The organism is Mesoterricola sediminis (assembly GCF_030295425.1).
GTDB classification, from domain to species: domain Bacteria; phylum Acidobacteriota; class Holophagae; order Holophagales; family Holophagaceae; genus Mesoterricola; species Mesoterricola sediminis.
Map to the genome: position 1 here is coordinate 1,341,175 of NZ_AP027081.1, position 22,659 is coordinate 1,363,833.

The window sequence follows — 22,659 nt, forward strand, 5'->3', positions numbered from 1 at the left end:
CAATCCCGTTTAAGGGACAAGGATTTACCACGAAACGCCGAATCTGTATAGGAAAACCGGGGGCCCTCAGGGGTGGGTGGAGGCGGCCCAGGGGGCCGGTCCGAGCCGGGAGGGGTCCCCTCCGCAAAGCTGGTGTACGACCGTGTTGTAGAAAATCTGGTGCTGGGACTCGAGGTCCCCGCCGTAGCGTTCGACGAAGGAGGCCCGGCTCCGGTCCAGCTCGTCCCGGAGGGCGGCGTACAGGTTCCCCTGCTGCTGGCCCTGGGCGACCTTGGCCGGGAAGTAAAGCTCGATGTCCCCGACGAGGACCCGGGCGCTCCGCTCGGCGTTCTGGCGGACCTTCGGATCGAGGGCCGGCGCGGCCTCGGCGATGGGTTCGGGGATGCGCTGGGTCAGGCTCGAGGGGTGGACCTCGGGGGCGGGGGTCCGCTCCTCCTCCTTGGCGCCGGCCAGGTGGGACAGCTTGGCTTCGGCGGCCAGGGCCAGGGCCCGGACGGGGGCGCTGCCGGCGAGGAGGTCCGCCTCGCCGCCATCCGCCAGCAGGAGGGCGACCACCTTGCGGCGCAGGCGAAGGGGCAGGACGAGGGCCTGGCGGGCCGGGGCCGCGGCCAGGGCGCCGAGGAGGGCGGGGTAGGCGGCGCTGTCCTCCTGGAGGACGCGCAGGCGCCCGTGGAGGAGGGCCTCCAGGTCGGAGGGGGGCACCACGGGGGTGCGGGGGGCGGTGCCGTCGAAGCCGCGCAGGGAGAAGAGGGTGGCGATGCCCTGCTTGATGACGAAGACGGCGCTCCGGGCCGCGAAGGGGTGGAGGCCCTCCAGGAGCTGCTTGAGGACCTCGCCCTGGGTGCCCGCGTCCTCCAGGCGGTCGAGCGCGGCCTCCAGGGCCTCGGCCCTGGCCGGGATGGCCTCGGGCACGGGCGGGGGGGCGGGGACGGGCATGGCGGCCCGGAGCGCCTCGAGGAGGGCGTCGTCCGGGGTCAGGTGCGAGGCGGCCTCGCTCCACGCCACCATCACCTGCTCGAGCAGGGCCTGCTGCCTGCGGGTCATCCATTCCTGGAGAAGGTGCTTCACCGATGCCTGAACTTGGGCGTCCATCTGGGATCCTGGCTTTTCCAGCATGGTATCCCAAGGCATCCCCCGGCTGGCAATTATTCCCGTCCGGCGCTAGGATTCACCCTGGTCCGGGTCCGCCCCAGGCGGGGCCCGTGGGGAGCGCGGATGGCGGATCTTTCAATCCAGGTCAAGGAGGTCGACGGGGTGGCCGTGCTGCGGCCGGAGGGCTTCATCAACGCCCACACCGTCCGCATGTTCGAGGACGCCCTCGAGAAGCTGGTGGCCCAGGGGCGCTTCACCATCCTGCTGGACTGCCGCGCCTTGAACTACATCAGTTCGGCCGGCCTCGGCGCCATCATGGGCCTCATCGAGACCGTCCGCGAGAACGGCGGGGACATCCTGCTCTGCAACCTCGCGGAGAACGTCTACGCCATCTTCGACACCCTCGGCTTCACCCAGCTCTACCGGGTGTTCCGGAGCGACGCCGACGCCTTCGAGGCGCTGAGCGGGAAGGCCTGAGTGAAGCCCGCGGCCGACCCCGAAGCCTTCCGGCTGGTCATCCCCAGCCAGACCCGCTACCTCAACCTGGTCACGGCCATGGCCAAGCGGGCCTCCCTCGTGGCCGGCATGGACGACGCCACCGCGGCCAAGGTCTCCATCGCGGTGGACGAGGCCGTCACCAACGTGATCATCCACGCCTACCGGGGCGAATCGGACCACCAGGTGGAGATCGAGCTGCGGTTCACGCCCGACCGCCTCGAGATCCGCATCTGGAACACGGGCGGGGGCCTCCATGACGAGGACGTGGTCCTGCCCGATCCCCGGGAATACGTGAAGCACCCCCGGAAGGGCGGCCTCGGGCTTCTCCTCATGAGCCGGTTCATGGACGAGATCCACTTCCAGAACCTCGACGGCCGGTCGGAGTGCTGCATGATCAAGCGGGTCTCCTGAAGGCCCCCATGGAACCCGAGCCCTTCTCCCCCTTCGAGCGACTCCGGGAGCTCTGCACGCGGATCCCCGAGGGGACCCAGGAGCTGCTGCCCATCGTGGACTTCCTGGAGACCTTCCCGGAGCAGGTCACGGAGGAGGCGCTCATCCACCTGGTGGGCGTGACGGCCCTGGGCATCGCCAAGTCCCCCCAGGGCGGCCTCTGGAACGGCACCCGCTGGCTCTTCCTGCGGGGCGCCGCCACCCCCTATCCCTCCAACCCCGGCCAGGGCTGGACGAGCCTGCCCTGGGTCTACGGGGACGAGCAGTATGGCTGGCTGGTTGTGCGCACGCCCCAGCCGCCCGTGGCCCTGACCCTCCTCCTGTCCATTTCGGCGCCCCTCCTCGCCTGGCGCCGCCTGGAGGCCACCCGCAGCGACCAGAACCGGGCCCTGGCCCTCCAGCTGAGCCGCCTCAACACCCTCTTCGACCTCACCCGGAACCTGGGGGAGGTGGAGACCCGGGTGGAGCTGATCCGCCTCATGGGCAACACCCTGGCGGGGGAGTTCCACATCCAGCGCCTGCTCGTGGTGGGGGCCGACGGCACCGTCCTCCACAGCCGGGGCCTGGGCACCCTGCCCGATGCCCTCACCGGGGACGACCTGCACCGCATCTTCCTGGAGAAGGGCCTCATCCACGCCGTGGAACTGCGGGACCAGGACCACAGCCACGGCTTCGCCTACGCCGCCGATCCGCCCCTGGGGCCCCTGACGGACGAGGACGAGCTCTTCCTGCAAACCCTGCTGAACATCACCAGCAGCCAGCTGAGCGCCCTCGAACTGCGGGAGAGCCGCATCCAGGCCATGCGCCTGGAGAAGGACCTGGAGCTGGCCCGCAACATCCAGCGGCGCATCCTCCCCAAGCGCCTGCCCGAGCCCGAGGGCTGGCAGTGCGCGGCGGCCAACCTCCCCTACCAGGCCGTCGGCGGCGACCTGTACGACCTGTGGATGGCCTCGGACGTGGACCGGAGCCCCCGGCTCCACCTGGCCGTGGCGGACATCTCGGGCAAGGGCCTGCCCGCCTCCCTCATGATGACCCAGCTCTCCGCCTTCCTCCGGGCCATGGCGGACCGGCGCGTCGAGGACTGGGGCAAGCTGGCCCTGCGCCTCAACGCCCGCATGAACGAGGTGCGGGACCGGAACCGCTACGCCACCCTCTTCATGGGCAGCCTCAACCCCGCCACCGGGGACCTGCGCTACGTGAACGCCGGCCACAACCCGCCCCTGCTGGTGCCGGGGGACGGACGGCCTCTGGAACGGTTGATGCCCACGGGCCCCATGGTGGGCCTCCTCCCCGGCGCGGCCTTCACGGAGGGGCGGGCCACGATGCGGCCCGGCGACGCCCTGGTCATCTTCACGGACGGGGTCGTGGAGGCCGAGGACACCCAGGGGGCGGACCTGGGGGAGGCCCCGCTCGTCGAATGCGTCCGGTCCCTCCCCGACGCGACCGCGGACGATCTGTTCGAGGCCCTGCTCACCCGCACCTTCCAGCACATGGCTGGCGGCGGGTTCAAGGACGATGTGACGCTGGTGGTGGTGAAGCGGCTGTAGGGGCGGCGCCCCGCCGCTCACGGCTCGAGGATCACCAGCGTCCGGGTCTCCACCTCGCCCGTCGCCACGCGCGCGAGCTGGAGGGTGGCGGTGCCGGGCGTCCCGGGGGCGCGGTAGGTCCACAGGGACGGATGGGCGGGATCCTGTTCCACCGCCCCCCGGCCGGCTTCCAGGACCGACAGGGTGTACGTGCCCGGCCTCTCGGCCACCGCCACCCGCAGCGAGGCGTTGGCCGCCACCCGGTCGGAGGTCCGGGAGTCCAGGGGGTTCACGATGCGCATGGCCCCGCCCAGGAGCGGCGCGTCCGTCACGGTCACCTCGGCCTGGTCGGTCACCGTCGGAAAGGCGACGAGGGCCGCCCGCACGTGGTAGACGCCGGCCGTGGCCGGGGCCACGTACGTGGCGTTGTCCGCCTGGATCTGGCCGCCGCCGGGTTCGACCACGGTGAGGGTGGTGGCGGTGGACACGCCGCCCGTGGTGTTGGCCGTGGCCGTGAACACGACGGAACCGCCAGTCTGGACGGTGACCTGGCGGGGGGAGAGGGCCACGGTGGAGACGGCCGCGGGATTCTGCGGGCGGCGGCCGCCGCCGCCGCAGGCCAGCAGGACGGCGAGGGCCGCCCCCGCCAGGGCGGGGACGCGGGGACGGGTGGAACTATTCATAATTAATTTATTTCGACTCCTGCCTGTGGTGTGCCCCGGCCGGGGCGCAGGTTCCCGCCGGATCCCTTCCGTCCGTCCGGAGGCGGAGGTGAAGGCTCCCGCCGGTGCGGCTACGATGGGACGGGAGTCGCTTATGAACGGAATGAAGACCTTCCTCCTGATCATGGTCATGACCGGCGTCCTGGTCTTCGTGGGGAACCTGCTCTACGGGGACATGGGCATCATCCTCGCCCTGGGCTTCGCCATCCTCATGAACGGCGTCGGCTATTTCTTCTCGGACAGCATCGTCCTGGCCGCCTACCGCGCCCAGCTCGTGGGCCCCCAGGACGCCCCTGAACTCCACGCCATCGTGGCCACCCTGGCCCAGCGCGCGGGCCTGCCCATGCCCCGCGTGGCCATCATCCCCGACGAGACCCCCAACGCCTTCGCCACCGGCCGGAACCCCGAGCACGCGGTGGTGGCCGTGACCGAGGGGATCCTGCGGGCCCTCTCCCGCCCGGAGCTGGAGGCGGTGATCGCCCACGAGCTGGGGCACGTCAAGCACCGGGACATCCTCATCGGCAGCCTCGCGGCGGTGCTGGCCCAGGCCATCATGTTCGTGTCGCGCCTCGCCCTCTGGTTCGGCCCGCGCCGGGATGACGACGAGGGCGGCGGCAACGCCCTCGTGGCCATCCTCGTCATGATCCTCGGTCCCATCGCGGCCATCCTGCTCCAGATGGCCATCAGCCGCTCCCGGGAGTACCTGGCCGACGACTATTCCGCCCACGTGACTGGCCGTCCGGACATGCTCGCGTCCGCCCTGGGGCGCCTGGAGTCCTACAACCAGCAGGTGCCCATGCGCGACGCCCAGCCCGCGACGGCCCACATGATGATCGTGAGCCCCCTCCGGGGCGGCGGCCTCATGGGGCTCTTCAGCACCCATCCCCCGCTGAGCCGGCGCATCGAGCGGCTCAACGCCATGGCCGTGCAGATGCGCTGACCATGCGGGAGCGCATCGGGAAGTTCGAGATCGTCAAGCTGCTGGGCAGCGGCTCCATGGGCGAGGTGTTCCTGGCCCGGGACCCGGTCCTGGGCCGGCAAGTCGCGGTCAAGACCATCCGTCCCAACGCCCATTTCACCGCCGAGGCCCAGGCCCGCTTCGAGCGGGAGGCGCGCGCGGCCGGGGCCATGAACCACCCCAACATCGTCACGATCTTCGATTTCGGCGAGGACGAGGGCACCCACTACCTGGTGATGGAGTACGTGGAGGGGGAGGACCTGGCCGCCGCCCTGCGGGGGGGCGACTACGGGACGGAGGAACTGCTGGAGCTCCTGGCCCAGGCCTGCGAGGGCCTGGCCTTCGCCCACGAGCGCGGCGTGGTCCACCGGGACATCAAGCCCGCCAACATCCTCGTGACCCGCCTGGGGCGGCGGCCCGTGGCCAAGCTCATGGATTTCGGGGTCGCCCATGTGGAGACCAGCGAGCTGACCCAGGCCGGGAACTGGATGGGCACGGCCAACTACATGGCGCCCGAGTACCTGGAGTCGGGCCGCGCCCAGCCGGCCTCGGACCTCTTCGCCATGGGCGTGGTGCTCTACGAGATCCTCACCGGCGGCCGGAAGCCCTTTTCCGGGGACAGCCCCATGTCGGTGCTCGCCGCCATCCTGCGCATGGAGCCCGCGCCCTTCACGGCCGAGGAACAGGCCGCCCTGGGCCCCGGCCTCGTGGCCGTGGCGCTGCGGGCCCTGGCCAAGGACCCCGCGGACCGCTTCGCCAACGCCGACGAGATGGCCGCCGCCGTGCGGGAGGCCATGGCCGGCGGGATCCGCCGCGGCGGCGCTCCCGCCCGGGCCGCCGCGCCCGCGCCGTCCGAGCCCCGCACCCTCGTGGTGGGCCGCAGCGGCAAGGGCCAGTGCATGAGCCTGCGGGTGGCCCTGCGCCAGGCCGAGCCCGGCGCGCGGATCCTCGTCCTGCCGGGGGTCTACCGGGAAGCCCTGGTGGTGGACAAGGACGTGGCCATCCAGGGCCAGGGCGACGCCTCGGAGGTGGTGATCGAGAGCCCCAAGGGGCCCGCCCTCGTCCTGGACGCCGGCCAGGTGTCCCTGGCGGGCCTCACCCTCCAGGGGGCCCAGGACGATCCGGGCCCCGTCGTCACCGTCGTCCGGGGGCGGGTCCAGATGGAGGACTGCGACCTGGACGTGGGTGCCGGCGTGGGGGTGCTGCTGTCGGGCACCGCCGCCGACCCCGTCCTCCGCAAGTGCGCCCTGCGCGGCCGGGGGGAGGCCGCGGTCGCCGCGGCCCCCAAGACGGTGGTCCGCATGGAGGATTGCCTCGTGTCCGGCGACTTCCGGTGCGGCGTCCGGGCGGCTTCGGGCGCGCGGGTGCTGCTGAAGGGCTGCCGGGTGCGCAACACGGAGGGCACGGGCATCCACCTGCTGCCGGGGGCCCAGGCCTCCCTGGAGGGCTGCCTCGTCTCCGGCCAGCGGGCCGGGGGCGTGGAGATCGAGGCCGAGGCCCGGGCGGAACTCACGGGCACCCGGGTGCTGGATTCGGGGTCCATCGGGGTCCTCGCCCTGGAGCGGGGCACGGCCGTGCTGGACGACTGCGAACTGGGCGGCCACGCCCTGGGCGGCGCCCACGGGGCCGACGGGGCCTCCGTCCAGATGCGCCGCTGCCGGGTGCAGGGCAACCTGGGCCTGGGGGTCTCCATCATGGACCAGGGACTCATGACCCTCGAGGCCTGCGAACTGAGCGCCAACCAGGAGCCCGCCGCCCTCGTGCACCATGGCGCCACCATGCAGATGAAGGGCTGCAAGATCTACGACAACCGCGCCTTCGGGGTGGTCTGCGCCTGGCGCGGCCGCGGCGTGCTGGAAGCCTGCGAGATCTTCGGGAACGCCCTCACGGGCGCCAAGGTGGAGCCCGGGGGCAGCCTCCTCCTGGTGCGCTGCGACCTGCGCGACGGCAAGGACACCGGCATCCTCCTCCTGGAGGACGCGGAGGTGACCCTGGAGGAGTGCGTGGTCCACCGGAACGCCCGGGGCGGCATCCTCCTGGCCAAGGACGCCTCCGACCCCGTCCTGCGGGGGGGCAACCGCCTCCAGGACGATCTCCTCCGCCGGACCGCCGGGGGGGACACCATCAAGGTGACGCCCGTCAAACGGGCTTGACGTCCTCCTCCAGCAGCGCGTCCAGGGTCTCCAGGGACTCGGGGGGGAAGTTCGTGTAGAGATACCGGGTCTGGGCGGCCTGGGAGAGCAGGAGGGTGGGGTCCACGTCGTCGCAGAGGATGACCGTGGGCGCCCCGGCCCCGCCGGAGACGCCGCGCTCGATGGCGCGCACCGCCTCCAGGGGTTCCGCGTCCCCGGTGTGGGCGGTGGCGAGGTCCACCAGGTAGAGCCGGGGCGCCCGGCGCCTGGGCTCATCCGCCAAGGCGGCGGCCAGCTCCTCCAGGGTGCCGGCGACCTGGAGCCGGAGGAACCCGGCCTCCCGGAGGCGGGCCTCCAGGCTGTCCCGGGCGGGGCCGGGCGCCTTGACGAGGGCCACCAGGGCGGTGCGGCGGCGGAGGCGGCGGAGCAGGTCCGCCCCGAAGGCCGGCGCCTCCGGATCCAGCGGCGCGGTGGCCTCGGGTGGGGCGGACCGGTTCTCGCTCCGCAGCACGATCGGGCCGCTCTCGGGGCGGGAACCCGCCAGGGCGCCCCGCTGCAGCCGGTCGCGGATGTCCAGGGCCGCCCGGAGCGCGGCCTCCTCCTCGCCGGAGAGGCCGGCGAAGCTGAGGCCCAGGATCACCTCCGTGCCCCGCTCGTAGGCGTGGGCCGTGATGCCGCGCACCTCCAGCACGTGGAGCCGGGGCAGCCCCTGGACCCGCACCCGCGGGAAGCCCTTGCCGCGCTGGAAGACGGCGCTGGCGGGGGGGATGCGGATGCCCGTGTCGAGGCGGATGATGCGGTCCACCCGCATGGCCAGGCCGCCCATGCTGATGTTCGCCAGGGGGCCGGCGACGCCCAGGCCGGGCACGTCCGCGTCCTGGAGGATGACGTAGGCGCTCTCCCGGGGCCGGAAGGGGTAGCGGGGGTGGATCCTGCGGTCGGCCAGCACCAGGAAGGTGGGCACCCGGAAGGTGTACTGCAGGTAGCCTTCGCGTCCCCGGTACTCGAGGAAGCCTTCGAAGCGCTGCTCCCCCGCGGAGCAGAGGAAGTGGAAGACGGCCCCCACCAGGAGTTCGTGGGGCAGGGGGCGCACCAGCTTGAGCACCAGGGTGCCCTGTTCCCAGTCGAGGGCCTTGACCGTCGAGAAGTAGGGAAGGGTGTGGGTGCCCTCCACCTTGATGGGGAACTCGACGCCGGCGTTGAGGATTTCGAGGAAGGTGGCCCGGAGGACCTCCGGATCCTCGATGCGGGTTTCATTCTCTTCGGGCTTTCCCGACCTCGGTTTCGCCATGGGGCTTCACGTGTGAACTGATTGCGCCCATTCACCTTGCTTCAAATCGGCATGGGTGGGAAGGACTTTTTCTTAGACGTTGAAGAGGAAATGCATGACGTCGCCATCCTTTACGACGTATTCCTTCCCCTCGGACCGCATGCGGCCGGCTTCCTTGGCCCCCTGTTCACCCTTGAGGCTGATGTAATCCTCATAACCGATGACCTGGGCGCGGATGAACCCCTTCTCGAAGTCGGTGTGGATCACGCCCGCCGCCTGGGGGGCGGTGGCCCCGATGGGGATGGTCCAGGCGCGCACTTCCTTGGGGCCGGCGGTGAAGTAGGTGTGGAGGTTGAGCAGCCGGAAGGAGGCCTGGATCAGCCGGTCGAGGCCGGGCTCGGAGAGGCCGGCCTCCTCCAGGAAGAGGGGCCGTTCCTCGGGGCTCAGCTCCTGGATCTCCGCCTCCAGCTTGCTGCAGATGGGGATCACCGGGCAGCCGCGCTCCGCGGCGGCCGCCACCAGGGCGGCGTAGTGGGGGTTGCCCTCGGGGGCGGGGATGTCCTGCTCGGAGATGTTGCCCACCAGGAGCATGGGCTTGAGCGTGATGAAGCCGAAGGACTTCACCAGGGCCAGGTCCTCCCGGCCGAGCTCCGCCGTCTTCGCCCAGGCGCCGGCGTCCAGGACGGCGTGGACCTTCTCGAGGACGGCCACCAGGGCCTGGGACTCCTTGTTGCCGCTCTTGGCCACCTTGCGGTGGCGGTCCAGGGCCTTCTCGGCCCCGTCCAGGTCCTTCACGATCAGCTCGGTGTCGATGATGGCCAGGTCCCGGACGGGGTTGACCCCGCCCTCCACGTGGGTGATGTCCCCGTCCTCGAAGCACCGGACCACCTGGACGATGGCGTCGGTCTCGCGGATGTTGGCGAGGAAGGCGTTGCCCAGGCCCTCGCCCTTGGAGGCGCCCCGGACGAGGCCGGCGATGTCCACGAATTCCTGGCTGGCCGGCATGATGCGGGCCGGGTTCACGATGGCCGCCAGCTTGTCAAGCCGGCTGTCCGGTACGTCCACCACGCCCGTGTTGGGCTCGATGGTGCAGAAGGGATAGTTGGCCGAGGCCGCCCCGGCCCGGGTCAAGGCATTGAAAAGCGTGGACTTGCCAACATTGGGAAGGCCCACGATGCCGCACTGGACTGCCATGGATGCTCCTAAGCCAGACCGTCCAGTGTCCCAGATGCGGGCCCCGGCGGCAATCGCCGGTTCAGGCGGGGAGCACCCGGATGGTGTAGGCGCAGCTCGTGGTGGCCCCCGGGGCCACCTGGAAGACGCCGGGCTTCTCGCCGAACTCGCCGTCGAAGCTGGCGGGGCTCGCGAAGCCGCGCCAGGGCTCGATGCAGACGAAGCCGGCCCCGGGCTTGGACCAGATGCCCAGCTGGTGGAAGCCCTCCCAGCTCACCTCGACCACGGGGGTGCCGGGGCCGGAGTAGCGCACGTGGCGGCTCTCCACCGGGTTGAAGACCAGGGCGTCCTCCCGGAACACGGCGTCGGAGAGGCGGAGCTCCCGGTGGTTCAGGGGGCTGGGCATGTTGCCCGGCCCGAAGAGGCCGCGGGCGTCCAGCACGGGCAGGAAGGGGGTCTCGGGCCGCTCGAAGAGGATCCGGTGGCGGTCCCGGGGGGCGCCCTCGGCGAGGGGCCAGCGGAAGGCGGGATGGGCGCCCAGGCTCGCCAGGAGGGGGGCGTCGCCGGGGTTGGTCAGGTCGTACTGGACCCGCAGGGCCTCCCCGTCCAGGCGGAAGGTCACCAGGAGGTCGAAGGCGAAGGGGTACATGGCCCGGGTGCCCTCGTCGTCCCGGAGGCGGAGCACCACCTCGTGGCCGCAGAGGCGCTTGAGGGTCCATTCCCGGTCCCGGGCGAAGCCGTGCTTCGGCATGGAGTGGGCGCGCCCCTTGTGGCGGAGGGTGTCGTCCTTCAGGCCCCCGACGACGGGGAAGAGGTTCGGCGCCTGGCGGGCCCACACGGCGGCGTCGCCCCCCCAGAGGAGGCTCAGCCCCTTGCGGGTGCGCAGGCGGCAGAGCTCCGCGCCCGCGGTTCGCACCGCTGCGGTGAGCTCGTCGCTCGCGATGGTGTAGACGGCCAATGCGGCCTCCGGTTCGGGTGCCGTCCCAGGATACGTGGCCGGGCGCCTAGCGGCAACCGCAGCCGGCGTTGTCCAGGATGGGGGTGATGGCGGCCCAGAAGGCGTCCATCTCCTCGGGCTTGCCCATGGTGACGCGCACATGGTTGGGCAGGCCGTAGCCCTGCATGGGGCGGACGATGACGCCGGCCCGGAGCAGGTCCTTGAAGAGCTCGGCCGCGGGCAGCATGGACTCGAGCAGCATGAAGTTCCCGGCCATGCCCGTCACCTGGCACCGGTGCTCCTGGGCTTCCTTGAGGAAGGCCTGGCGGGCCTCGTGGTTCCGGGCGCGGGACATGGCCTCGAAGGCGTAGTCCTCGATGGCCACCTCGGCGGCCGCCTGGGCCAGCATGTTGGTGTTGAAGGGGCTGCGCACGCGCTCCAGGAGGGCCAGGAGCTTGTGGTGGCCGATGCCGTAGCCGATGCGCAGGGCCGCCAGGGCGTGGATCTTGCTGAAGGTGTGCAGGACGAGCAGGTTGCTCCGCTCCTCCAGGTAGGCCTTGGCGTCGGGGTAGGTCTCGGGGTCCTCGTACTCGGCGTAGGCCTGGTCCACCACGAGGAGGATGTCGTCGCGCAGGTCGCGCACCAGGCGCTCCAGGCCCTCCCGGCCGAGCATGACGCCGGTGGGGTTGTTGGGGTTGCCGAGAAAGACGACGCGGGTGTCAGCCTGCACGGCGGCCAGGATGGCGTCCACGTCCAGCTCCGTGGGGCTGCAGGGGCACTCGATGAACCGGCCGCCCGCCGTCTGGGTGGCGATGCCGTAGATGGCGAAGGCGTGCTTGGGCGCCACGGCGCTGCCGCCGCCCACCAGGGCCGCCTTGGCCGCCATCTCGATGATCTCGCTGGAGCCGTTGCCGAGGATGAGCTGGTCGACGTTCAGGCCCCGCCGGCGCGCGATGGCCGTGCGCAGGTAGTAGCCGTCGGAGACGGGGTAGAGGCCCAGCCCCTCGTCGCTGGAACCTTCCACCGCCTTGCGGAGCCGGGCCTTCACGGCCTCGGTGGGGCCCCAGGGGTTCTCGTTGCTGGCCAGCTTGACGATGGACGCGAGGCCCAGCTCGCGCTGGACTTCCTGGATCGGCTTGCCCGGCACGTAGAGGGGGATCTGGCGGAGGATGTCGAAGGCCTGGTTGGACAGGAGGGTCATGGCGGATCCCGTGGTGTGATCACCTACCTTGAACCGGCCGGCCAAGGAATTGCGTCACAACTCCGCCCCACCCCTGCGGCATCGATCACAACTGGGAAACTTGGATTTCCCATAAAGAAATATAAAATCCCCAGGGGTCGCGGGGCCCCAGCTGGCGCATGGAGCCGCTTTGACTTCATTTCCATCTGCGTCCATCACCGTTTCCGCAGGGCCAGCCATGGGTCGGGCAGGTGCACGCCTGACCTGCACGCGCCGACCCACGGCTTCCCTGGCCCTGCGGAAACGGGGATGAACGCAGATGGGCAGGATGAACGGGGCGTGCGCCAGGCCAAGCCTGGGCGAGGAGGATGCCAAGTTGCTTGGATCATCCGTACGCGAGGGGAGCGGCACGTGCGGGGGGCTGGGGGCCCGGCATGGGGCCCCCAGGGGGCGACAGTCGGGAAGGCCCGGCCTTTCCGACGCCCTAGGGGGCCAGGCCCCCGATGGAGGTGCAGCGGCCGCTCCCCTCGGATGATTCAGGCAACTTGGCGGGCGCTGCGCTAGGCCGGGCGCTCGGAGAGGACGCGGTCGATGATCCCGTACTCCATGGCTTCCTCGGCGCTCATGAAGTAGTCGCGGTCCATGTCCTTGGTGACCTTCTTGAGGGGCTGGCCCGTGTGCTTGGACAGGGCGCCGGCCAGGCTGTCCTTCAGGCGCTGGATCTCCTTGAAGGTGATCTCGATGTCCGAGGCCTGGCCCTGGGCGCCGCCCGAGGGCTGGTGGATCATGATGCGGGCGCTGGGCAGGGCGAAGCGCTTGCCCTTGGTGCCCGCGGCGAGGAGGTGGGCGCCCATGGACGCGGCCTGCCCGATGCAGTAGGTGACGATGTCGTTCTTCACGAACTGCATGGTGTCGTAGATGGCCAGGCCCGCGGTCACGCTGCCGCCGGGGCTGTTGATGTAGATCTGGATGTCCTTGTCGGGGTCCTCGCTCTCCAGGAAGAGCATCTGGGCCACGATGGCGTTGGCGACGTTGTCGTCGATGGCCGTGCCCAGGAAGATGATGTTGTCCTTGAGCAGGCGGGAATAGATGTCATAGCTCCGCTCGCCCCGGGGGGTCTCCTCGATGACGATGGGCGGATAGTAGGCGCGTTCCATGGATGCTCCTTCCGGATTCAGCTTACTTGCCTTGGGGGGGGCGGGGGAATGGCGGATGGGGATTTCATGGCACCTGGGCCGCGGCCTCCCGGATTTCATCCACCCAGGCCTTCCAGGCCGTGGCCTCGAAGGGGTCGGCCCTGCGCGGGAGACGGAGCCGGAGGGCCCGGAAGCGCGCCGCGGCCGGCGCCCACAGGGTCTCCGGAAGCCGCGTGACGGCCTCGGCGCAGGCCTCGGCGGCGGCCGGGGTCTGGCACACCAGGAGGGCCTCGTGGCCGGCCTCCAGGCAGCGCCGGGCCTTGTCCTCCCAGGTGAAGCCGTCCGCGCCGCCCATTTCCAGGTCGTCGGGCAGCCACCGGGCCTGGATGCCCCAGGGGTTCCCGGCCACGCACCGGAAGGAGAGGCTGCCCGGCAGGCCCCCGCTCAGGGGGGTCCGCAGGTGGGCCACCATCACCAGGCGATCGGGATGGGCCAGGGCCTGGAAGGGGCCCACGTGGACGTCCAGCCGCGCCGGGTCGGTCACCTCCGGCAGGCCCACGTGGCTGTCCAGGCGGGTGCCGCCCAGGCCGGGGAAGTGCTTCAGGCAGCCGCGCACGCCTTCGGCCTCGAGGCCCGCCAGGAAGGCGCCGGCGGCGGCCGTCGCCGCCTCCGGGGTGTCGGCGGCGCACCGGCTGCCCAGCGCCGCGTCCGGGGCGGGATCGTAGAGGTCGGCCACGGGGGCGAAGTCCACGTTGAACCCCAGCATGTGGAGGCCCCGGCCCCACAGGCCCCCCCAGCGGCGGCAGCCGTCCGCCCCGCCGTGGGTCCAGATGGCCCGGAGGGCGGGGGTGGGGCCCACCCAGGCGCGCAGGCGGCTCACGGGGCCCCCCTCCTGGTCCACGGCCACGGCCAGGGGGCCCCACCGGGCCTGGAGGTCCTGGATGAGGGCGTGGCAGCGGGCGGGGCCGGCGGCGGGATCGGGGTCCAGGTTGCGGGCGAAGAGGACGATGCCCCCCGGCTGGAAGCCGGGCTGGACTTCGGCGGCGTCCAGGCCGTTGAACCCGGTCCAGAGGAGGCGATGGGCGGGGGCGTGCTGCATGTCAGGCGTGGGGGGCGCCCTGGTCCTCCGCCCAGCGGCAGGCCCGGGCCAGGGAGGTCTCGAAATCGGTCAGCTTGAAGGGCTTGCGCAGGAAGTCAAAGACGCCGAGCCGCTGGGCCTTCCGGGCCAGCTCCTCGCTGGCGTACCCGGTCATGAGGATGCAGGGCACCGCGGGGGCCCGCTCCCGGAGGTAGGCCAGCAGCTCCAGGCCGGACTTGCCCCCGGGCATGTTCTGGTCGGTGACGACGACGGCGGGCTTCCAGCCCTCCCACCCCGCGAGGGCGGCCTCGGCCGTCTCCGCGCCGAAGACGCGGTAGCCCAGGGAGGCCAGGGCGTCCACGAGGAGCTCCCGGAAATCCTCCTCGTCGTCGACGATCAGGACGGGGCCGCGCATCACCGGTACTCCGCTTCCGGCTTGAGTTCGTCCTTGGTGAGGAGGTAGACGCCGCCGTCCAGGAAGATGCGGAGGGCGTCCGCGTCCAGGAGGCCCGCCTGGGTCTCGGCCTCGAGGATCTCCAGGCTCTTGGGGATGGTCACGGCGGCCTTGTAGGGCCGGTCCGCGGCGACGAGGGCGTCGTAGACGTCGCAGATGGCCATCAGCTTGGCCTGGACGGGGATCTGCGGGGCCTTGAGGCCGCGCGGGTAGCCCATGCCGTTGAGGCGCTCGTGGTGCGTGTAGGCGATCTCGGGCAGGTCCGCCAGGGGCCCCGTCCAGGGGATCTGCTGGAGGAACTGCCAGGTCTTGGTGACGTGGCTGTTGATCTCCCGGCGCTCGTCCTCGGAGAGGCTGCCCTTGGGGATCCGCAGGGCGGCGATGTCCTCGGGCTCCAGGATCCGGGCCCGGCCGGACTGGAAGTGGGTGAAGGCGAGATCCTCGAGGTCGCCCATGGCCTCCTTCACCTCCTGGGGGAGGACCTTGGGCTCGTTGCAGCGGAGGATCAGGTCCATGAGCCGCCGCGTCTCCTCCTTGCGGGAGGCCATGAGGACGTCGAAGGCCCCCTCCTCGAAGGGCTCGCCGCGCCGCCAGGCCTCCAGGATCCTGGCCGCCACGCCCTCGAGGTCGCGCTGGTGGAGGCGCTGGAGGATGCGCTCGAGGCGCTCCGGCTCCAGCTTCCGGGCCTTGGTCAGCACCTGCTCCCTGACGCCGACCTTGCCGAAGTCGTGGAGGAGGCTCGCGTACTCGAGCTCCTTCAGCTGGTCCAGGGTGAACCGCACCGGGCCGTAGGCGCCGCCCTCGGTGGCGTTGACGGCCTCCGCCAGGGCGACGGTGAGCTTCGCGACGCGCTTGCTGTGGCCCTTGGTGGAGGGGTCCCGGGCTTCAATGGCGAACACCGACGCGTGGACGAAACCCTCGAAGAGGTTCTCGATGTCGTCCTTGAGCTTCACGACCTCCCGGGTGCGCTCCTGGACCCGGGCCTCCAGCTCGGCCTGGTAGCGCTCGTTGTCCCGCAGGGCCTTGTAGTAGTTCAGGGTGCGGACGAGGCTGGCCTCCAGCTCCGCCAGCTTGAACGGCTTCTGGATGTAGTCGTAGGCGCCCAGCTTCATGGCCTGGAGGGCCGTCTCGAGGGACGCGTACCCGGTCATGAGGATGCAGAGCGTCTTCTCGTCCCGCTCCTTGACCCGCTTCATGAGGTCCAGGCCCGACATGCCGCCGGGCATGTTCAGGTCCGTGAAGATGATCGCGAAATGCTTGCGGTCGACCAGCTCCAGGGCCGCCTCGGCGGTCTCGGCGCCCTCGCAGAGATACCCCATGCTTTCCAGGGCTTCCACCAGGAGGGTCCGGAAATCGGATTCGTCGTCGACGATCAGGATGTTGTGGGTGTCCATAGGGGGGGGACCTGGACCCCTATCCTACCCGAAGGTCAATGGGCCGGGGGCGGGAACCGGCTGAGCATTTCGTGGACGGCCTTGCCCACCTGGTGCTCGGCGTCCTCGGGGTCGTCCAGGCCGGTGAGGGCCCCCTCGGCCACCGCCTGCCAAACGAGCTGGTTGGTCTTGTTATCCACGATTTCCAGGATGATCGAGCCCTCCCGGAAGGTGCGGGCCTCCGTGAAGCTGGCGCCCACCCCGTAGCCCCAGGGGCGCCACCAGCCGTAGTGGGGGCCCACGGTCGTCGTGGTGTACACCGTGCCCTGCCGGTAGACCGGGTAGTAGGTGATCAGGACATCGGGCTCGCCGGTCTTTTCCATGCGCAGGCCCTTGGCCGCGAGCTCCCGCTCCACGGCGCCGCGGACGCGGCGGTCCATGATGGGATTCTGGACCCCGTCGGACTTGCCGTTGGCCTTGGCGCTCTTGGCGTACCAGTCGAAGGTCTTGTAGCCCGCGTAGGGGGCGTGGCTGTCGTAGTCGTAGCGGATGGAATAGGGCGCGCACCCGGCCAGGGCCGCGAGGGCGAGGGGGATCGCGAGGGTCTTCAGGCGCATGGAGCCTCCTGCAAGGGGGTCAGGAACAATGGATGCGCTCAGGGCGCCAGAGGTTTAACTTGGCCGTCCAGCCAGACCATGAAGCGTCCTTCATGGGCCCAGGGCAGGGCGAGGCCGTTGGCCTCGACCTCCTGGGTGTGGAAGTGCCCGGTCAGGAAGGTGAGGCCGGGGTGCTCGGCCGCGGCGGCCCGGAAGGCCTCCCGGGGGAAGGCCAGCTTGTAGGCCCGGTTCGTGGTGGCCAGGGCCCGCTCAAGACGGGCGGCCAGCTTCCGGGCGGCCCCCCTGGGGAGCAGCCTGGCGAGCAGCCACATGGGTCCGCTGCGGGAGACCAGGTTCCAGATCCGGTACTTCCGGTCGGCGGTGTTGATGAGGTCCCCGTGCTCGAAGGCCAGGCCCTCCCCCTCCAGGCCGCCGCCGAGGCCCTCGCCCATGAGGTCGAAGCGCCGGGCATGGCGGTCCAGGAAGTAGTCCCGGTTGCCCAGCCACAGGCCCACCCAGCGGCCCTGGGCCCGCCGCGCGTCCACCCAGGCCAGGAAGGCCTCCTGGAGGGGGGTTTCCATGCCGGGCAGGCCCACCCACACCTCGAAGGTGTCGCCCAGGAACAGCCAATCGGCTTCCGGGTGGGCCGCGGTGGCGGCCGCCAGGCCCGTGAGCTCCCCGGACCAGTGGGGGTCGGCCACGAGGATCAGGGGGCGCGCCGGGTCGGGACGCCGGGCCCGGCCCCGGACCCAGCCCAGGGTGAGCAGCCAGCGGCGGTGGAGGAGGGGCAGGCAGCTGAGGACGAGGCCAAGGCCGCCCCCCAGGGTGTCGGCCACCCAGTCCAGGACATCGGGGCTGCGCCCCGGCACGAAGGCCTGGTGGATCTCGTCGGTGACCCCATAGAGGGAGACGAGCGCGAAGATGAGCAGGTGCCGCCGGTAGACCGGGAGGCCGCGGCTCGTGGTGCGGATCGCCACCTCCAGGGCCAGGGCCAGGGCGGCGAACTCGGTCGCGTGGGCCACCCAGTCCAGGGGATGGGCCAGCTCCACCCCCAGGGGCAGGGCGCTCTGGCTGCTCAGCCAGACGTTCACGATGAGGAGGGCGGCGGGCAGGGCCCAGATCCAGGGTCGGCGCATGTCCCTATGCTAAGCCCGGTCCCGGTCCCCGCGCACCTTCCCGGTGCGGCGGGAAGCCCGCTCAGAGGAAATCCGGCTCCACGAAGGTGTCGGGGTGCGCCTGGGCGATGGCCGCGAAGGTGTCGTAGTGCTCGAAGAAGAGGCTGGTGAGTGCGGGGTCGAAGAGCTTGCCGCCGTTCTCCCGGAGGTAGGCGAGCACGTCCTTCTCCTCCCAGGCCCGCTTGTACACACGCCGGTGGATCAGGGCGTCGTAGATGTCCACCAGGCAGGTGATCCGGGCCTCGATGGGGATCGCCTCCCCGGCCAAGCCCACCGGGTAGCCGGACCCGTCCCACTTTTCGTGGTGGCAGGCGGCGATGCGGGCCCCCATCTGGATGAAGGGCACCTTGGAATCCCGCAGGATGTTGGCCCCCATGGCGGTGTGGGTCTTCATGATGATCCACTCCTCCTCCGTGAGGGCGCCCTCCTTCTGGAGGATCCGGTCGGGCACGCCGATCTTGCCGATGTCGTGCATGGGCGCTGCCGCTCGAATGGCCTCCTGCCGCGCCGGATCCCAGCCCAGGAGCCGGCCCATTTCCGCGGCGTAGAGGCCGATGCGGCGCACGTGGGCGCCCGTTTCGTTGTCCCGGTGCTCGGACGCGGAGATGAGCCGCAGGGCCACCTCTTCCCGGGAGGCCTTGATCTCCAGGGTCTGTTCCTGGACCCGCCGGGCCAGGACCGCCTCCCGGTCCAGGTAGTCCAGCTCCAGCATCCGCCGGCGCAGGGCGTTGGCCACGGCGATGAGGATGTCGTTGGTCTTGAAGGGCTTGAGGACGTAGCCGTAGGCCCCGTTCCGCAGGCACTCCATGGCCATCTCCGTGTTGTCCAGGGAACTGACCATGACGAAGGCCACCTGGGGGATGCGGTGGGCCACCGCCTTCACCAGGGAGAGGCCCGTCATGCCCGGCATCTGGATATCGGAGAGGACCAGGTCGATGGGCCGCTGGTCCAGGAGCTCCAGGGTCTGGAAGGCGTCCGCGGCCTCGTGGCAGGAGAAGCCATGCTGGCGAAGGGTCCGGAGCAGCGCGACCCGGACGATCTCCTGGTCATCCACAACGAGGATATTGATGTCGTTGGGATCCTGGCCCGGCAGGGGCCAGTCGATGGGCAGGGCGCGGGGGCCGGCTTGGGTCATCTTGCGGACATTCTAGCCAGGGACCGGCATCCGGTCCCGCCCAAATCACGGGTGCTTGGCCAGGCCCGTGAACGCCTGGAGGGCGACGCCGCAGACGATGAGGCCCAGGGCCGCCCAGCGCAGGGGCGGGATCCCCTCCCCGAGGAGCCAGCGGCAGAGCAGGGCGTTGGCCAGGAACCCCAGGGCGAGGAAGGGGTACGCGTAGTTCACTTCCACCAGGTTGAGGGCGCCGGCCCAGAGCACCACGCTGAGGGCGTAGCAGCCGAGGCAGGTGAGGGTCCAGGGGTGGAGGCCGACCCGCAGGAGGGAGGGGAGGTCCCAGGTCATGCCCCCCACGGCCGTGAGGCCCTTCTTCATGGCGATCTGGGCGAAGGCGTTCAGGAGCACGCCGGCGAGGATGAGGGGCAGGGCCTTGACATAGGGATTCATGGGGTCGTCCTCAGGAACGTTTGCGGAGCAGGAGGGCCTCGCCGCCCCCCACGGGAACGCGGAGCAGGATCTCAAAACGGGCGCGGGTGCCATCGTCCAGGCCGGTGCCCTTGTCCTCCCAGTCCCGGCGCATGGTCACCACCCGGTCCTCGGGGCCGACGGCCTCCAGCTGGGCCACGGTGCGGATCTCGGGCATGAGCTGGTCGGTGTAGACCATGACGCCGCTGCGGATGGTCTGCCAGTAGACGACCTTGCGTCCATGGAGGAGGGGCGCCGCCTGGGCGGTCCACACCCGGTAGCCCTTGCGGGCGTCCAGGCGCTGGAAGCCCCAGGTGCCGGCCACCAGGAAGCAGAGCCCCAGGGTCACGGCGGTCTCCCGGACCAGGTGGCGCCCTTCGCCCAGCCAGGCGCGGGCCGCGAGGGAGACGGAACCCAGGACCAGAATCAGGGCGCAGAGGCGCAGGGGGCCCAGGTAGGGCGCCACCTCCGCCTGGAGCCGGGCGCCTCCGGCATGGGCGAAGGCCACGGCGGCCAGGGCCAGGGCGGGGAGGCCCAGGGCGGCGGCGAGGGTGCCCCCCAGGCGGCGGATCCGGGCGGGGGAGACGGCCTCCACGGCCAGGGGCTGGAGGAGGGCCGCCATCAGCAGGGCCAGGAAGGGGTAGATCATGAGGATGTACTTGCTCTGCTTGCTCTGGGAGCAGCTGAGCAGCACGAGGGGCGCCAGCACCGCCGCCAGAAGGAAGCGGGCCAGGGGGCTCCTGGCCGCCCCGGATCGGCCGATGAAGAGGGCCAGGGCGGGGAGGAGCAGGGTCCAGGGGAAGAAGTCGCCGGCCAGGTAGAGCCCGTACTGGTAGAAGGGCTGGATATGGTCCCAGGCCTTCAGGGCCCGCTCGAAGTTCTGGTGGACGATCATCTGGTAGGCGTAGGCCGGTCCGCCGCTGACGGCGGCGGCCACGTACCAGGGGGCGATGACCGCGGCCAGGAGGAGGAGGCCCTTGCCCAGGTGGATCCGGCCCAGCACCTTGAGGTCCCGCTGGATGGCCAGGAAGGTGCCCGCCACGCCGGCGGAGAGGACCAGGGCGAGGGGGCCCTTGGCGAGGAAGGCCAGGCCCAGGCACAGGTAGGCGGAGAGGAACCAGGTGCGCTCCTCCAGGGGGTACCGGGGCCGCGCGTGGTCCCGGACCAGGAGCCACCCCGCGGCCCAGGCCAGCCAGCTCCAGGCCAGCAGCGCCGCGAAGACCATGTCGATCTGGATCAGCTGGGACTGCCAGAGCCAGATGGGCGTCGAGACCAGGATCAGGCAGGCCAGGTCGCCCAGGTCCGCCTGGAGGAAGCGCGCCGCCCACCGGCGGTACCCGAAGACGAAGATCGCCGAGGCCGCCACGCTGGGCAGGCGCAGGGCCCAGGCCGCGACCCCCTGGGTGAAGCCGAGGCCCCCGGTGAGCTTCTCGCCCGCGATCACCGAGGCCTTCATCAGCCAGTAGAAGAGGATGGGCTTTTCCGAATAGGGCTCCCCGTTGAGCCAGGGCAGCAGCCAGGTTCCCCGGAGCCGCATCTCCTTCACGCACTGGGCGAAATCGGGTTCGTCCGGGGACCACAGGTCCCGGCAGGCGAAGACGGCCAGGAGCAGGAGGGCGAAGAGGAGGGGCACCCGGTTCCGGTGCAGCCAGGCCCGGACGGGCCCCGGCGCCGGGGACGCGGGGAGGCTGCAGGAGGGGCCTTCGAAGGAGGTTCCGGACATCCCTCCATCGTCGCCGGGGCGGCCCCAAAGGGCAATTGGTCCGTGGTTTCCCGGGGCCGCGGGCGCCGCCGGCCCCGCGCGGTGTAACCTGGAACCGATGACCGGAATCCCCGTCCCCCTCGCCGAGCGCATGCGTCCCCGCACCATGGAAGAGGTGGTGGGCCAGGCCCACCTCCTGGGCCCCCGGGGGGCCCTGCGGCGGCTCACCGCCGGGGGGCGCCTGCCCAGCCTGGTGCTCTGGGGGCCCCCCGGAACGGGCAAGACCACCCTGGCGCGGCTCCTGGCCCAGGCCACGGGACACACCTTCCTCGAATTCTCCGGCGCCTCCGGTTCCGCGGCCGAGCTCAAGAAGTTCCTCGGCGAGAACGCGGCCCAGCCCCTCTTCCGGAGCGTGCCCCCCGTCCTCTTCCTGGACGAGATCCACCGGTTCAACCGGGCCCAGCAGGACATCCTCCTGCCAAGCCTCGAGCGCGGCGAGGCCATCCTCGTGGGCGCCACGACGGAGAACCCGGCCTTCTACCTCAACCCGGCCCTGCGCAGCCGGTGCCAGCTCCTGCCCCTCAAGCCCATCGCCCCCGAGGACGTGCGCAAGGTCCTGGACCGCGCGTGGGCCCAGGAGCGGCCCGGCCTGGAGGCCCCCGCCGAGGCCCTGGAATGGCTGTCCCACTGGGCCGGCGGGGACCTGCGCAGCGCCCTGGCCGGCCTCGAGACCTGGCTCGCCATGGAGGCCCCGGACCTGGAGGGCCTGCGGGAGGCCCTGGGGGGCCGCCTCATGTACGACCGGGCCGACGGCCACTACGATCTGGCCAGCGCCTTCCAGAAGAGCCTGCGGGGCTCCGATCCCGACGCGGCCCTCTACTACCTCTCCCGCATGATCCGGGGCGGCGAGGATCCCCGCTTCATCGCGCGGCGCCTCATGGTCTGCGCCGCCGAGGACGTGGGCAACGCGGATCCCATGGCCTTCATCATGGCGGAGGCCGCGAGCCGCGCCGCGGAGCAGATCGGGTGGCCCGAGGCCCGCATCCCCCTGGCCCAGGCCGTCATCTACGTGGCCAACGCCCCCAAGAGCAACGCCACCGTGGCCGCCATCGACGCGGCCCTGGCCGCGCCCGACGCCCCCATCCCCGAGGCCATCGCCGACGCCCACACCGCCACGAGCCGCTCCGCGGGGAAGGGGGAAGGCTACTTCTACTCCCACCTGGACTATGACCGGCCCCAGGCCTTCCTCCCCGCGCCCCTGAGGGGCCAGGTCTTCCACCAGCCCCGGCGCCCCCAGGAACGCAACTGGCGGGACAAGGCCGAGCCCGACGCCGGGGCCCTCGGCGCCCTCTGGCGGGCCTGGACCGAGGCCCACCCCGAGGGCGGCGAGGTGCCCATGGACGCCTGGGCCGAGACCCTGGCCTGCAGCCGGGAGGCCCTGGCCCGCGCCCTCGCCAAGGCCACCGCCGGCACCTGGAGCCTCGCCCGGGTCCTGCGGGCCCTGCCGAGGGACGAGGCCTGAACCGGGACCCCGGAACGGGAGGTCTTGCCGGCGTCTAATAAATGATTAATCTGTCCTGGGATGGCCCTCCCCCGCTTCAGGGACGGGGCTCCACCGCAGGAGA

21 protein-coding genes are annotated in these 22,659 nt (G+C 71.3%); 6 read left to right on the forward strand and 15 right to left on the reverse strand.

Features of this window, described 5'->3' with window-relative positions; genetic code table 11:
• Window positions 1–66: 66 nt before the first annotated feature.
• Entirely contained in the window at window positions 67–1,092 is a 1,026-nt protein-coding gene (locus R2J75_RS05690; RefSeq protein WP_243334060.1) for a hypothetical protein, read from the reverse strand.
• Between the two features lie 123 nt (window positions 1,093–1,215).
• Here R2J75_RS05690 and R2J75_RS05695 point away from each other — a divergent pair, with 123 nt between their 5' ends.
• The 3 genes from R2J75_RS05695 to R2J75_RS05705 are packed head-to-tail and all read left to right on the forward strand — an operon-like array spanning window position 1,216 to window position 3,587.
• Window positions 1,216–1,569, forward strand: a complete 354-nt coding sequence (locus tag R2J75_RS05695; protein WP_243334062.1) for an STAS domain-containing protein — start codon at window positions 1,216–1,218, stop codon at window positions 1,567–1,569.
• Window positions 1,570–2,001: an ATP-binding protein gene (locus R2J75_RS05700; protein ID WP_243334064.1), complete on the forward strand. Its 432-nt coding sequence runs from the start codon at window positions 1,570–1,572 to the stop codon at window positions 1,999–2,001.
• A gap of 8 nt (window positions 2,002–2,009) precedes the next feature.
• Window positions 2,010–3,587 carry a PP2C family protein-serine/threonine phosphatase gene (locus R2J75_RS05705; RefSeq protein ID WP_243334067.1) on the forward strand — a complete coding sequence of 526 codons (1,578 nt, stop codon included), beginning with the start codon at window positions 2,010–2,012 and terminating at the stop codon, window positions 3,585–3,587.
• Window positions 3,588–3,604: 17 nt separating this feature from the next.
• Here R2J75_RS05705 and R2J75_RS05710 read toward each other — a convergent pair whose 3' ends face one another.
• Window positions 3,605–4,249: a hypothetical protein gene (locus tag R2J75_RS05710; protein WP_243334069.1), complete on the reverse strand. Its 645-nt coding sequence runs from the start codon at window positions 4,247–4,249 to the stop codon at window positions 3,605–3,607.
• A 133-nt stretch (window positions 4,250–4,382) separates the two neighbouring features.
• On the opposite strand from R2J75_RS05710, the gene R2J75_RS05715 reads away from it, so the two are divergent.
• Together R2J75_RS05715 and R2J75_RS05720 are read left to right on the forward strand one after the other, a co-directional pair.
• A complete protein-coding gene (locus R2J75_RS05715; protein ID WP_243334071.1) occupies window positions 4,383–5,228 on the forward strand; it encodes a zinc metalloprotease HtpX in 846 nt (281 codons plus the stop codon).
• 2 nt (window positions 5,229–5,230) lie between these two features.
• On the forward strand, window positions 5,231–7,399 hold the full coding sequence (locus R2J75_RS05720) for a protein kinase domain-containing protein (RefSeq protein ID WP_279341964.1): 2,169 nt from the start codon (window positions 5,231–5,233) through the stop codon (window positions 7,397–7,399).
• Here the strand turns inward: R2J75_RS05720 and R2J75_RS05725 are convergent.
• The 13 genes from R2J75_RS05725 to R2J75_RS05785 form a co-directional block, all read right to left on the reverse strand.
• Entirely contained in the window at window positions 7,386–8,669 is a 1,284-nt protein-coding gene (locus tag R2J75_RS05725) for a PilZ domain-containing protein (RefSeq protein ID WP_316411238.1), read from the reverse strand. The two genes, R2J75_RS05720 and R2J75_RS05725, sit on opposite strands and share 14 nt — an antisense overlap.
• A 72-nt stretch (window positions 8,670–8,741) precedes the next feature.
• Window positions 8,742–9,842 carry a redox-regulated ATPase YchF gene (ychF, locus tag R2J75_RS05730; protein ID WP_243346364.1) on the reverse strand — a complete coding sequence of 367 codons (1,101 nt, stop codon included), beginning with the start codon at window positions 9,840–9,842 and terminating at the stop codon, window positions 8,742–8,744.
• A 61-nt stretch (window positions 9,843–9,903) separates the two neighbouring features.
• The gene (locus R2J75_RS05735; protein WP_243334077.1) at window positions 9,904–10,779 is read right to left on the reverse strand and encodes an aldose 1-epimerase family protein; all 876 of its coding nucleotides are present in this window, start codon (window positions 10,777–10,779) and stop codon (window positions 9,904–9,906) included.
• A 46-nt stretch (window positions 10,780–10,825) separates the two neighbouring features.
• A complete protein-coding gene (gene hisC, locus R2J75_RS05740) occupies window positions 10,826–11,959 on the reverse strand; it encodes a histidinol-phosphate transaminase (RefSeq protein ID WP_243334078.1) in 1,134 nt (377 codons plus the stop codon).
• Window positions 11,960–12,498: 539 nt separating this feature from the next.
• Window positions 12,499–13,095: an ATP-dependent Clp endopeptidase proteolytic subunit ClpP gene (gene clpP, locus R2J75_RS05745; RefSeq protein ID WP_243334079.1), complete on the reverse strand. Its 597-nt coding sequence runs from the start codon at window positions 13,093–13,095 to the stop codon at window positions 12,499–12,501.
• Between the two features lie 64 nt (window positions 13,096–13,159).
• Window positions 13,160–14,173, reverse strand: coding sequence for a glycoside hydrolase family 3 N-terminal domain-containing protein (locus tag R2J75_RS05750; RefSeq protein WP_316411239.1), 1,014 nt, complete (start codon window positions 14,171–14,173; stop codon window positions 13,160–13,162).
• A 1-nt stretch (window position 14,174) separates the two neighbouring features.
• Entirely contained in the window at window positions 14,175–14,567 is a 393-nt protein-coding gene (locus R2J75_RS05755; RefSeq protein WP_243334081.1) for a response regulator, read from the reverse strand.
• Window positions 14,567–16,000, reverse strand: coding sequence for an HD domain-containing phosphohydrolase (locus R2J75_RS05760; protein ID WP_243334082.1), 1,434 nt, complete (start codon window positions 15,998–16,000; stop codon window positions 14,567–14,569). The genes R2J75_RS05755 and R2J75_RS05760 overlap by 1 nt, the downstream gene beginning before the upstream one ends.
• 35 nt (window positions 16,001–16,035) lie before the next feature.
• Entirely contained in the window at window positions 16,036–16,596 is a 561-nt protein-coding gene (locus R2J75_RS05765; protein WP_243334083.1) for a DUF4136 domain-containing protein, read from the reverse strand.
• Between the two features lie 38 nt (window positions 16,597–16,634).
• Window positions 16,635–17,711 carry a VanZ family protein gene (locus tag R2J75_RS05770; RefSeq protein ID WP_243334085.1) on the reverse strand — a complete coding sequence of 359 codons (1,077 nt, stop codon included), beginning with the start codon at window positions 17,709–17,711 and terminating at the stop codon, window positions 16,635–16,637.
• A 61-nt stretch (window positions 17,712–17,772) separates the two neighbouring features.
• Complete coding sequence (locus tag R2J75_RS05775; protein WP_243334087.1) at window positions 17,773–18,885, reverse strand: HD domain-containing phosphohydrolase; 1,113 nt, start codon at window positions 18,883–18,885, stop codon at window positions 17,773–17,775.
• A 45-nt stretch (window positions 18,886–18,930) separates the two neighbouring features.
• Window positions 18,931–19,314, reverse strand: a complete 384-nt coding sequence (locus R2J75_RS05780) for a DMT family transporter (RefSeq protein WP_243334088.1) — start codon at window positions 19,312–19,314, stop codon at window positions 18,931–18,933.
• A gap of 10 nt (window positions 19,315–19,324) precedes the next feature.
• Window positions 19,325–21,055: an ArnT family glycosyltransferase gene (locus R2J75_RS05785; protein ID WP_316411240.1), complete on the reverse strand. Its 1,731-nt coding sequence runs from the start codon at window positions 21,053–21,055 to the stop codon at window positions 19,325–19,327.
• A 97-nt stretch (window positions 21,056–21,152) separates the two neighbouring features.
• Between R2J75_RS05785 and R2J75_RS05790 the strand changes: the two genes are divergently transcribed.
• A complete protein-coding gene (locus tag R2J75_RS05790; protein WP_243346366.1) occupies window positions 21,153–22,556 on the forward strand; it encodes a replication-associated recombination protein A in 1,404 nt (467 codons plus the stop codon).
• The last annotated feature ends 103 nt before the right edge of the window (window positions 22,557–22,659 follow it).